Source organism: Bacillus sp. JUb11, assembly GCF_024807925.1.
In the GTDB taxonomy this organism is placed as follows: Bacteria; Bacillota; Bacilli; order Bacillales; family Bacillaceae; genus Bacillus; species Bacillus altitudinis.
Window position 1 is genome coordinate 101,468 of sequence record NZ_JANUEZ010000004.1, and the last position, 12,372, is coordinate 113,839.

10 protein-coding genes are annotated in these 12,372 nt (G+C 44.1%); 4 read left to right on the forward strand and 6 right to left on the reverse strand.

The window, feature by feature from the left end:
* Positions 1–94: 94 nt before the first annotated feature.
* The 3 genes from M2369_RS08965 to M2369_RS08975 all read right to left on the reverse strand — a co-directional run bounded on the left by M2369_RS08965 (position 95) and on the right by M2369_RS08975 (position 3,190).
* On the reverse strand, positions 95–1,216 hold the full coding sequence (locus M2369_RS08965; RefSeq protein WP_144679598.1) for a mannitol-1-phosphate 5-dehydrogenase: 1,122 nt from the start codon (positions 1,214–1,216) through the stop codon (positions 95–97).
* A gap of 1 nt (position 1,217) precedes the next feature.
* Entirely contained in the window at positions 1,218–1,652 is a 435-nt protein-coding gene (locus M2369_RS08970; protein ID WP_019743148.1) for a PTS mannitol transporter subunit IIA, read from the reverse strand.
* Positions 1,653–1,747: 95 nt separating this feature from the next.
* Positions 1,748–3,190 (reverse strand): PTS mannitol transporter subunit IIBC, encoded by a 1,443-nt coding sequence (locus tag M2369_RS08975; protein WP_144679602.1) that lies wholly within the window; start codon positions 3,188–3,190, stop codon positions 1,748–1,750.
* A gap of 505 nt (positions 3,191–3,695) precedes the next feature.
* Here M2369_RS08975 and M2369_RS08980 point away from each other — a divergent pair.
* The 3 genes from M2369_RS08980 to M2369_RS08990 all read left to right on the forward strand — a co-directional run bounded on the left by M2369_RS08980 (position 3,696) and on the right by M2369_RS08990 (position 6,688).
* Complete coding sequence (locus M2369_RS08980) at positions 3,696–5,330, forward strand: copper resistance CopC/CopD family protein (RefSeq protein ID WP_058336805.1); 1,635 nt, start codon at positions 3,696–3,698, stop codon at positions 5,328–5,330.
* A gap of 16 nt (positions 5,331–5,346) precedes the next feature.
* A complete protein-coding gene (locus M2369_RS08985; RefSeq protein WP_259254017.1) occupies positions 5,347–5,961 on the forward strand; it encodes a YcnI family copper-binding membrane protein in 615 nt (204 codons plus the stop codon).
* 130 nt (positions 5,962–6,091) lie between these two features.
* Entirely contained in the window at positions 6,092–6,688 is a 597-nt protein-coding gene (locus tag M2369_RS08990) for an NAD(P)H-dependent oxidoreductase (protein WP_058336806.1), read from the forward strand.
* A 45-nt stretch (positions 6,689–6,733) separates the two neighbouring features.
* On the opposite strand, the gene M2369_RS08995 is transcribed toward M2369_RS08990, so the two are convergent.
* The 3 genes from M2369_RS08995 to gabT are packed head-to-tail and all read right to left on the reverse strand — an operon-like array spanning position 6,734 to position 10,829.
* A complete protein-coding gene (locus M2369_RS08995; protein WP_047946157.1) occupies positions 6,734–8,128 on the reverse strand; it encodes an NAD-dependent succinate-semialdehyde dehydrogenase in 1,395 nt (464 codons plus the stop codon).
* Positions 8,103–9,491 (reverse strand): APC family permease, encoded by a 1,389-nt coding sequence (locus tag M2369_RS09000; RefSeq protein WP_039166214.1) that lies wholly within the window; start codon positions 9,489–9,491, stop codon positions 8,103–8,105. The genes M2369_RS08995 and M2369_RS09000 overlap by 26 nt, the downstream gene beginning before the upstream one ends.
* Positions 9,492–9,512: 21 nt before the next feature.
* Complete coding sequence (gene gabT / locus M2369_RS09005; protein ID WP_039166217.1) at positions 9,513–10,829, reverse strand: 4-aminobutyrate--2-oxoglutarate transaminase; 1,317 nt, start codon at positions 10,827–10,829, stop codon at positions 9,513–9,515.
* Positions 10,830–10,937: 108 nt separating this feature from the next.
* Between gabT and gabR the strand changes: the two genes are divergently transcribed.
* Positions 10,938–12,362 carry a MocR-like transcriptional regulator GabR gene (gene gabR, locus M2369_RS09010; RefSeq protein ID WP_259254022.1) on the forward strand — a complete coding sequence of 475 codons (1,425 nt, stop codon included), beginning with the start codon at positions 10,938–10,940 and terminating at the stop codon, positions 12,360–12,362.
* Positions 12,363–12,372 lie beyond the last annotated feature (10 nt).

A 12,372-nucleotide genomic window follows, 5' to 3' on the forward strand; every position in this document is an offset into this window, starting at 1 on the left:
CTAATTCCCCCTTACTACATATATCGTCATGCAGGGGAAAGTATTAAAAAAGTCATAGAAAAAATCCCTTTCACGTTAGAAAGGGATCTTTTGATTATCGCTCGGTTTCTTTGAGGATGGCTTGATAGAGATCGTCTTCAGGTTTGAGTCCACATACCTCTTGAAGCACACCTTCAATGCCTTTTTCTTTCCTTAATGCCTGCAAGCGAACCGCTTCTTCGTCTTCTGCAAAGTCGTAAGCCAAAGCAGCAGCGATCCCTTTGATTAAGTACACTGGCTGCTTGATCTTTTTCGCTGGACCGATTAAACGGTCATCTGCTCCCAGCTTTCTAAGAGGAGAGCGTGCGACACGAGTCACTTCATCGGAGATAAAAGCATTTTCAAATCGTTTGATGATTTTTTGAATGTACGCATCATGTTCTTCTTTTTGGAAGCCATACGCGTCAATTAAATAACTGCCCGTTTCATGAAGGGCACCTTCGACAACTTGACGAATATCTGGTGTATCAACAGCTTCTTTAATGGTTTTTACGCCTTGCTGATACCCGACATAAGCCGCTAGTGCATGTCCTGTATTGACGGTGAAAAGCTTCCGTTCAATATACGGCGTCAAATCTTGGACAAAGGTCGCTCCGTCAATTTGCGGAACATCTCCAATAAAGCCCGTCTCATCAATGACCCACTCGAAAAATGGTTCAACCGACACTTTGAGAATGTCCTCATGGTGCTGAATCGGAACAATGCGGTCAACCGCAGCGTTTGGAAAGCCAACGGTTTGTGATATCGCTGCTTGCTCATCTGCTGTTAAATGAGAGAACACCGCTTCTTTTAAATGAGCACTTCCCCCAATCATATTTTCACATGCCACGATGTTGATGATATGGTCAGGCTTTTTTTGTTTTAATCCTTCAGCAATTGATGAGGCAATGATCTTCAATACGGCTGGTCCAACCGCTGTTGTAATCAAATTGGCTGTGGCAACGGCCTCTGTTAATGCTGCTGGATTTTGCGAAGAATTGATCGCTGATACGGGCCCGACTACTTCTTGCTTCTGCCCTGGTGCTGCCAGTTCAACCGTGTATTCTCCTCTTTCATTCAGCTCATTGATGACCGCTTCATTCACATCGGTAAAGACAAGCTCAAAGCCTGATGTCTTTAACAAAGATCCGATAAACCCTCTGCCGATATTCCCTGCTCCAAAATGAAGTGCCTTCATATTAGTTCACCTCATTAAAGATGGCGATCAGTTCATCCTGATCCTTTGCATGAATGATCCGTTCTACATTTTCTTCTTCTGAACAGACAATCGCAATTTGAGACAGAATATCAAGATGCTCGTTGTTTTTCCCAGCGATCCCAAAGACGACTTTCGCCACATTTCCTTCACCATATTCAACACCATCTGGAATTTGGATAATCGAAATCCCTGAATGAAGGACTGCCGCTTTCGCATCCTCTGTTCCATGAGGGATTGCAATGCCGTTCCCCATAAATGTAGAAGAGATCTCTTCTCTTTCAAACATTTTGTCGACATAATCACTTGTGACATAGCCGTTTGCTACGAGGACTTCGCCTGCTTTTTTGATGGCTTCTTCTTTAGAACCTGCTTGTTCGTTTAGAAAAATATTGTCTTTAGAAAGTACTTGTTTCATACATGATCACACACCTTTTTTAGAATAAAAATCAGGAAAACAACCAAAACGGGGAGTTCAATTAGGAAAAATTGGACTCAACCCGTTTCGTCATGTTATTTTTTCAATTTCTCAATCAGCTCATCATATTTCGGGCTGTTTAAGAAATTATCCACTGAGATATGCACAGCGCCTGGCAGCTTTGCCTTGGCTCTGTCTGTTAAATCTTTATGAGTAAAGACCACATCCGCATCGTCTGGGATGTTGCTGATAGAAGTGTTTGTCACATCGATATCAAGCTCTGCCTTTTTCACTTTGTTTTTCAGAATGGACGCACCCATTGCACTTGAACCCATCCCTGCATCGCAGGCAAAGATGATTTTGTTCACGTCATCTGGATTGACATCACTTGGAGATGCTGCTTGCTCGTTTGCTTGAGCGTCTTCTTTTTGTGCCGTAAGAGCAGCGGCTGCTGCACTTTTCTTGCCTTTCATGTCCTGCATCTTTTCTGTTGCTGCTGTTAAATCTTCGTCAACTTCTTTAGATGCTTTCAAAATGACCGATGCGACAAGGAACGATACGATAGCTGCTACGACAACACCTGCTAAAACGGCAAGGTGACCGCCTTTTGGAGACATCAGCATAAGCGCAATAATACTTCCTGGTGACGGCACAGCTTTTAATCCTGCATTTAATAATGTGAACGTCAGGACACCACTTGCTCCCCCTGCAATGACAGCCAAAATAAGTTTTGGTTTCATTAAGATGTACGGGAAGTAAATTTCATGGATTCCTCCTAAGAACTGAATGACAATGGCACCTGGTGCAGACTGTTTCGCATTTCCTTTTCCAAAGAACATATACGCAAGAAGAACCCCTAAGCCTGGCCCTGGGTTTGTTTCAAGCAAGAACAAAACAGATTGCCCTGTCTTCGCTGCTTGCTCGACCCCTAACGGACCTAAAATACCTTGGTTAATCGCGTTGTTTAAGAATAATACTTTTGCAGGTTCAATGAAGATACTTGCCAGCGGTAGTAAATGAGCATTGACAATGATATCTACACCTGCCGCAAGGGCTTTATTCAGACCTAGTACCACTGGGCCGATAGCATAGAATGCAATGGCAACAAGAATGGCACCGAGGATACCTGCCGTAAAGTTATTCACAAGCATTTCAAAGCCAGATTTGATTCGGTCTTTGAACAGCTGGTCGATTTTCTTAATAAGATAACCGCCCAGCGGCCCCATGATCATGGCACCTAAAAACATTGGAATGTCTGAGCCAACAATGACCCCAATCGTAGCCGTAGCACCGAGCACTCCGCCTCGATGGTCATAGACGAGTTTACCGCCTGTGTAACCAATTAAGAGCGGCAGTAAGTAGTTAATCATCGGTCCAACGAGTGTAGCTAATTGCTCATTCGGAAGATAACCACTTGGAATGAACAAAGCTGTAATCAGTCCCCATGCAATAAATGCACCAATATTCGGCATAATCATGCCGCTTAAATAGCTTCCAAAGCGCTGTACTTTCACGCGGAATCCGCTTTTTTCCTGCATCTGTGAAAACCCCTTTCTTCTCTCCCTTTATTTCGGGCTTTATAGGTCAAAAGATATAAGAACAAGAGTCAGTGAAGCCCTTATACCTATCGTAAAACGCTTTCACTTTCCCTTCAATTGAAACTAAATGTCACTTTGTCACTTAGTGTGTGACAAAATTGAAAAATAATGTGACACCTCTCGGCATACCATAGATGATAGCGGGGTAAAAGTTGAATCTACTGTTGTTTTGGCGCAAAATTCATTGGAATTTCACAACTTTCAAATGGTCACTTCTTGTTTCCTCTACTTAAATCGAATAGGCTTATATTGATCAAACATTCAAGAAATGTCTGCGCAGACAAGACATGACACAGAAAAAGTGAACCATCTTGCTATTTGTTTCGTTTACCTTTTAGAGTGGGCGGTACAATAGAAAGAGCGGTTTTTCTGTGACTCACAGTTTACTGCCGCTTTCTTTCTGATACATGAGACATTTTCATAGGTAGAAAGGCGGTTATTCACATTGTTGAAATATAGTAAGTGGCTTTTGCTGCTCATCTTCATGTTCTCCTTCTTCATGCCAAAAGAGGCATTTGCTCATGCATATGTAGTGAGCTCAAATCCAGTGGCAAATGAAGAGCTAGATCAGCAGCCTCCTGCAGTCTCGATCACCTTTAGTGAAGGAATCGAAAGTGGATTTCATGCCATTAAGGTGTTCAATGCAAAAGGGGATCGTGTAGATCAAGGAGATACGGTCATCAAAGAGCAAAAGATCATGGAAGCAGCTTTAAAAAAGAATTTACCTAAAGGAATTTACACCATTCAATGGAATGCGGTATCAGCCGATGGACACTCTGTGTCTGGCATGATTCCGTTTAGTATCGGAAAAGCGGATGGAGGATTTGATCAATTAGATCAAGGACAGTCGAGTGAATCCATCGATATGGCTTCAACCATTGACAAAGCCTTTCTGTATACGTCATTTAGCTTATTTCTTGGAACCATTTTATTTGGGCTTCTATGGTTTAAAGCGGCCATAACCGACGTTTTAGCCCGGCGAATGAAGCGACTCTTAACTGTTTCATTGATCATGATGGGCGGAGCACTCTTGTTCCAGCTGCCGATTCAAACTAAATCAGCGGCAGACGTGTCCTTTTTAGGGGCATTTCAACCATCGCTTTTACAAGAAACCATTGCGTCGACTTCAGGCGGGAGTCTGTGGATGATGCTAATGGCGTCATTTGTTCTACTGACGATCTGGACGATTGTGGCGATGAAAAAAGGAAACTTCACTTCCTTCCGGGTATGGCTGTTTCCACTGCTCATTTTCATCGTGCTCCTTTGGCTGAAAGCACAAATCGGTCATCCAGCCGCAACAGATAATAAAATACTGACAACGTCACTTGACTTCATTCATCTCGTTTCTGCATCCATTTGGGTCGGCGGCTTAACAGCCATTGTTCTTCTTTTGATGAAGAAACTGCCGAATGAAGATCAGCCGCTCATACGCAGCACCCTGACAGCTTTTCATCCGTGGGCACTGCTCTCGGTTGGACTGATTGTGTTTTCTGGGTTTGTGAATGCGATTTTTATTCTGCAATCATTTGATGCCCTTTTCCAATCAGCTTATGGACGCACCTTCTTAATCAAACTTGGTTTATTTATCATCATGGGTCTTCTTGGGCTCGTCCATTATTTGATGCTGAGATGGGAAAAGAAGCAGAAACGAAACGTATCTTTACGAGCAGAGTGGATCATTGGGATCGCTATTTTACTATTAACAGCCGTATTCACCAATATCCCAAGTCCTCCGCCGCCTGCACCAGAGCCATTCTTTGCAGCCAATCAGGTGGAGCATCGTGACCTTGTGTCTTTGAGCATTACCCCGAATGCTCCTGGTAAAAACACGTTCGAGGTGGCATTTACGAAGAAGGATGGACAAACGATCACAGACATTCAATCTGTGACAGCTAAGATCCACAAAGTCTCCTTGTTCGGTGATGAAACGCCTAACGAGTTTCAGCTGAAACGATTAAAGAATGGACACTTCTCGGCTGAAAACCTCTTACTAAATGAAAAAGGCACTTGGAAAATTAACATTCATGCGTTAACTGGTTCTTTTGACAACATCGATACGACATTCATTAGAAGAAACTAAAAGGAGTTTATATGATATGAAAAAATACGTTAAAGCTTTATTACCAATGCTTCTCGCTTCATTTTTACTGGCGATTCCTGTAAGTGCACACGTGACAGTCAAACCTGATACATCTGCAACTAATGCTTGGGAAACCTATACGTTAAAAGTACCTTCTGAAAGCGACAGTCCGACAACAAAGGTTGTCATCACGATGCCTAAAGGCGTAGAATTCCAGCAATATGAGCCAGTGCCTGGCTGGAAAACAACAACTGAAGAGAAAAACGGAAAAGTCACAAGAGTCACTTGGGAAGCAACTGGCGATGGTGTCCTTGCTGGGCAGTTCCAGCAATTCGTGTTTGTCGCAAAAAACCCTGAAAAAGCCGGCGAAGCGGCATGGGATGCGTATCAATATTATAAGGATGGAACAGTAGTTGAATGGACTGGCGACAAGGACGCTGATAAGCCTCATTCAATCACAAATATTGTTGCGTCTAATACCTTAACGGATTCACATGGGCAAGAAAAACCAAAAGAAGAAAAGGCATCTGAAACAGCCTCTGCTTCTTCTTCACCCCTTGTTCTTGGTCTGTCCATTGCAGCCTTAGTTGTGGCATTGATTGCACTTGGGCTTGCTTTTAGAAAGAAATAAACCTTACATGAGCGATCGTTTTTTCAAGCGGTCGCTTTTTATTTTCCCAACCTATCATTTCCAATATAGGATTGAATAGGATACTCGTGCATGCCATAATGAGACACATGACCACCTAGGAGGCTATGAGATGAACCATCTAATCATATTTGCTCATCCCCAGCAAAGCTTAAATCAAACCCTATTAGATCTTGTTGTAAGCACTCTTTTGAACAATGGTCATGATGTGACAGTTCGTGATGTGTATGCCATTGGCTTTCCGCCAGAGCTGACAACAGCAGAAAAGGCTGCCATGAAAAATGGGCATGTGCCGATACCGGTTCAAAGAGAGCAGAAGCTGATTCAGCAAGCCGATGTCCTCACATTTATCTTTCCAATATGGTGGACAGGCTTGCCGGCGATGCTAAAGGGTTATGTAGAGCGCGTTTTTTCAGAGGGGTTTGCGTATGAGATCAATGAAAACGGAGTGGTGAAAAATCTGCTTCGAGACAAAAAAGGGGTCATTATTAATACGCATGATGCACCGAGGACCTTTCTTGATTCAAATATGATCATCACCCCCAGCCATCAGATGACGACAGATACAGCCGCCTTCGATCTGATCGGCGTTGAGCCAGTCGAACGGCTCTTGTTCAGCAGCATGGAACAAGCATCTGCAGACGACATCCACGAGATTCTCAAAGAAACAAAAGAAACGGTGGATCAACTTTTCCCACCGGCTGTTTAACATAAAAAAGACTGCCGAGACTTCTCGGACAGTCTTTTTCACATGTTATTCATCTAAACCAATTGACACATACTTCGTTTCTAAATAAGGTTCGATGCCTTCGATGCCGCCTTCACGGCCAATACCGCTCTCTTTCATACCGCCGAAAGGTGCCTGCACAGCGGATGGTCCCCCGTCATTCCAGCCAATAATCCCGTAATCTAGATTCTCAGATATATAGAGGCCATTGCGGTAATTCTCTGTAAAGAAATAAGCCGCAAGTCCAAAAGGTGTATCGTTCGCTAATTCAATGGCTTCATCTAATGTGCTAAATGTCGTAATTGGTGCAACTGGACCAAACGTCTCTTCATGCATAATGTTCATTGAAGGGTCGACATGAGTTAGCACCGTCGGCTGAACAAAATAATACGACTTCTCCTCGTCAAAATGTGTATCGCCGCCGACAAGAACTTTCGCCCCTTTATCCACGGCATCTTGAATTTGGTCGACAATTTTATCGAAGCCTCGCTTATTGATAATCGGTCCGATGGACGTGCCTTCTTCAAACCCATTTCCTACTTTCAGCTTTTCCACTTCTTTGCTGAAGCTTTGCGCAAATGCTTCATGAATTTCTTCATGGACGATTAAGCGATTGGCACAAACACACGTCTGGCCTGCATTACGGAATTTAGATGCCACTGCTTGTTTCACAGCCAATTCAAGGTTGGCGTCCTTATCTACGATCAGCGGGGCATGACCGCCAAGTTCCATAGAAACGTGCTTCACTGTGCTCGCACTGTTTTTGATGAGATGTTTTCCAACTGGTGTTGAACCAGTAAACGTGATCTTGCGGATCAATGGACTATCTGTGAAAATTTCCCCCACTTCTTTTCCATCTCCAATCACCCATTGCAAGGCTTCCTCTGGAATTCCGGCTTCATGGCCTAATTTCACAAGCTCAATGGCCGTAAGCGGCGTGTCTTCAGCAGGTTTTACGATAAACGTACAGCCCGCCGCAAGCGCTGGTGCCGCCTTCCTTGTAATCATCGCCGCAGGGAAATTCCATGGTGTAATGGCGGCAACAGGACCGACTGGCTGTTTTGTGACAAATAGGCGTTTGTTTGTCGTATGAGACGGGATCGTTCTGCCGTAAATCCGCTTTGCTTCCTCTGCGTACCACTCAATATATCCAGCGGCATAGACAATTTCTCCTAATGCTTCTTGATACGGCTTCCCGTTTTCTTCTGTGATGATTTTTGCAAGTCTTTCTTTATGCTCGATCATGAGATCAAACCATTTGCGAATGATATTTGCACGTTCATGGGCTGACGTTTTTGCCCATGTTTTGAATGCTTTGTGTGAGCGAGTGATCGCATCTTCAATCTGTTCTTTTGTATGCTGAGCAACTGAGGCAATTTCTTCTCCGGTTGCAGGATTATACACTTTGAGTTCGTTTGTCATGCTCTATCTTCTCCTTCGTTCTTGGATTCATTACATATAGTATATACCCAATGAGTGCCCAACCTAAAAGCAAAATCCATTCAGCTGGCCATGACAAGGAAGCCGGCATCCCTGGAAAATAAAATGAAAGAAAAAGGAGACTGAGTCCAATGGCAAAAACGCCGGTCGTCCGCCAATATTTAATGCGGTATGGACGCTCAAGCTCAGGTTCTGTCTTGCGAAGTCTCATAAAGGCAATGGACACAATCAAATACCCAACGATGATGCCCACCCCCCCTGCATTGACAATCCACACGAGGGCAGGTCGGCCTAGTAATGGTGCAAAAAAGGCCAATGCACCTAAGAACAAAATGGCATTTGTCGGAGTTTTATACTTCGGATGAATATACGCAAACCATTTGGAAATCATGCCTCTTTCCGCCATTGCGTAGAGGATACGGCTTGCACCAATGATAAAAGCATTCCAGCTCGTTACGATACCTGCTACACCGCCAATGACAAGCACAGTCCCAAACGCCTGATGACCAAGAAGCTGTACCATGGCATCTGCTGTTGCTAGTGATGAAGCCTCAAGTTGACCTTTTGACAATCCTGCCGCTACTCCAAAGACAATGAGCAGATAAAATACAACCGCACTCACAATGGAGATAATCAAAATTCTCCCGATGATTTTCTTCGGTGCGTTAATCTCCGCCGCTACCTGCGGGATGACATCAAACCCAACGAATAAAAAGGGAATCATCACTAACACAGCCATCAGACCGCCAACCCCGCCTTGAAACATCGGCTCAAGGTTTGCAAAATCTCCATTAAATGTAGCTCCGCCTAATAGAAGAAAACCTGTCAGGATAATGGCCACTGTGAACACCGATTGAAAAATAGCAGCAGGCTTTGCGCCAATGTAGTTCAGAGCTGTTAAAAACAGCGCACCGCCAGATCCAATCAATACCCATGTAAAGTAAACATCCCATCCTCCTATATTCCATAGGAAACCAACATGCTGTGTTGGAATGACATAGTCAATGACTGTCGGAAGTGCGACCGCTTCAAACGTAATCACCGACACATAACCGAACAATACGCCCCATGCGGAGACAAACGCTGATTTGATCCCAAATGCCCGCTGGACAAAGACGAGTCCTCCGCCTGTTTCTGGAATTGCAGAGGAAAGCTCTGCATACGTTAGTCCAATAAAGATGACGAGAATGCCCCCTATGACAAAGGCAATCACACTTCCTAAAAATCCAGCTGTTAAAATCCAATCTCCCGAAAGTACAACCCAGCCCCAGCCAAGCATTGCACCAATGGATAAAAACAGTACGTCTGACTGCGACATGGTTTTAGCCATTTGTTGTTTTTGCATACAACCATCCCCCTTTGTTGTTTAGCGTGCTGTGAAGGCGTCTTCGATAATCCCTAGTCCTTCTTGCAGCAGCTCATCTGTGATGACAAGTGGTGTTAAAAAGCGAATAATATTCCCATTGATCCCTGCCGTTAATAAGAGTAGTCCGTGCTTGTTTGCATAGGCTGCAATCGCTGCGGCTGTCTTCTTATCTGGTGTACGCGTTTTTTGATCTTCCACAATTTCAATGGCCGCCATTGCCCCTAATCGCCGGACTTCCCCGATGAATGAATACTGACTTCTCCACTCATTCGCTTTGTCCTCAATGACTTGTCCAATGTGTTCAGATCGTTCATTCAGTTGTTCTGTTTCAATAATATCAAGTACTGCCAATGCCGCCACACAGCCTAATGGACTGCCAGCATACGTACCCCCTAGCTCCCCCGGGTCCGCTGCATCAAGTAATTCTTTTCTGCCAACGACCCCGCTCAGCGGCAGGCCAGCTGCAAGTGATTTTGACACAGTGATTAAGTCTGGCACAACATCGTAGTGTTCAATCGCAAAGTATTTCCCTGTTCTTGCGAATCCTGTTTGGATTTCATCTGCCACGAATACGATTCCATGCTGCTGACAGAATGAAGCGACGTGCTGGACAAAACGCTTCGATGGTACAATGAATCCGCCCTCCCCTTGGACTGGCTCCATCACCACACAAGCGACTGTTTCTGGTGCAACGGTTGCGACAAAGAATTGATTGAACTGATCAATGATGTATTCGTCGTAGGCTGCATCGCTTAATCCTTCAGGTTTTTGATAGTAATAAGGATACGGCGCTTGATACACCTCTGACGCAAATGGGCCGAATCCAAATTTATAAGGCTTGACCTTGCTTGTCATGCTCATCGTCATATTCGTTCTTCCGTGGAACCCTCTTGTAAAAGAGACAACCGCTTGTCTTTTCGTATATTTACGGGCAATTTTCACTGCGTTTTCAACTGCTTCTGCACCTGAATTTAAGAAAATGGCTTTTTTGTCGTGGTCGCCTGGTGTGAGGTGGCATAGTTTTTCTGCCAATTCGATATAGGATTCGTACATCATGACATTAAATCCTGGGTGAATCAGGCTGTCTGCCTGTGCTTTGACTGCTTCCACAACCTTTGGATGGGAGTGTCCTACATTTAATGTACCGATGGCGCCTGCAAAATCGATAAAACGATTGCCATCAATATCGAAAAGCTCGGCTCCCTTCCCTTTCGCTGCAAGATGACGGTTGCCATTACTTACGCCTCTTGCGACGTATTGATCTCTTTTCCCCTGCCATTCCTCTGTTGAAAAACGGTTTGTTGTCGTTTGACTCATTGTCATCCATCCCCTTTATGTCTTTTTTATTATTCTGAATATTTTTTGGTATGATAGAAAGTACCAATATCATTTTTTTCATGGTACCAGAGAGGATGGAATGACGAGATGCTGACAATTCAACTAGATCAAACAGGGGAAAACGGGTTTATTTATCATCAAATTTACACGAAAATTAAAGAGGAAATTTTAAACCGCAACCTGCAACCACACGATCAATTACCGTCTAAACGAGAGTTAGCAGATACTTTAAACGTCAGCGTCAATTCAGTGAATGGCGCCTATCAGCAGCTGCTTGCCGAGGGATATTTATATTCAGTTGAACGGAAAGGCTTTTTCGTGGAATCACTGGAAACATTTCATGAATCAGGTCAACTGAAACCCTCTTCCCTTCCAGCTGATTTAAAAGAGAATCCGATTGAACGAGATGACTGGTATTCCTTTTCACATATTTCTGTTGATACAGCCAATTTTCCTTTTAAAAGCTGGCTGAAAAGTGAGCAAAAAGCGATTCATCTCCATCAAGAAGCCTTTGGTGAGCTGCCGCACCCACAAGGCGTCTATGAGCTGAGGGAAACGATTGCCCGGCTGATTGGACTTGCACGAGGGGTCAAATGCTACCCTGAACAGCTCATTTTAAGTGCAGGTACACAGTCACTCATTCATTCATTATCTAGCATCCTTCCAGCTGATCAAATATATGGATTAGAAAACCCCGGCTATCGCAGACTGTATCAAATGCTGAAAAACAATCATCACCGGATTGAAACGATTGGCATTGATCGAAAAGGGGTGCGGATGAGCGATATTCAGAAGAAAGAGCCAAATGTGTTGATCATTACGCCTTCTCATCAGTTCCCAACAGGGGTGATCATGCCGATTTCCCGGCGGATACAGCTGTTAAACTGGGCAGCTGATCAGCCAGACCGCTATATCATTGAGGACGATTATGACAGTGAATTTAAGTACGGTACAGACAGCATACCGGCGCTGCAGAGCCTTGACCGCTATGACAAAGTCATTTATATGGGGACCTTTTCGAAATCATTGCTGCCCGGCTTGAGGATCAGCTACATGGTGCTGCCGCAGCATTTATTAAGACGCTATAAAGAAGAACAGCACTTTTTTATTCAAACGGCCAATCTTTTTACACAATACACCCTTCTTTATTTTATAAAAGATGGCGCCTATCAGCGGCATATTAAAAGAATGAATGGGCTATATGAGGAAAAACGAAAACAACTCATTGGAGAGCTCAATACGGTTTTTGCTGACAATGTGCGGATTATTGGTGAAAATGCTGGTCTTCATTTTATCGCAGAGTTCCGCTCTGATCGGACGCAGCATGAGATTTTACAGCGTGCCAAAGACCGAAAGCTGAAAATGTACGGAATGGACCGTTTCACCCTTGATGAGCATGTGCCCGGTCACAAAGAAGGTTTTGTCCCACTCGTCCTCGGCTTTTCGCACATGCGGCCAGAGGATATTAAGCCAGCGGTGAAACGCCTGTATGACTCGATTTATGGGAAATAAAACAGCCAGT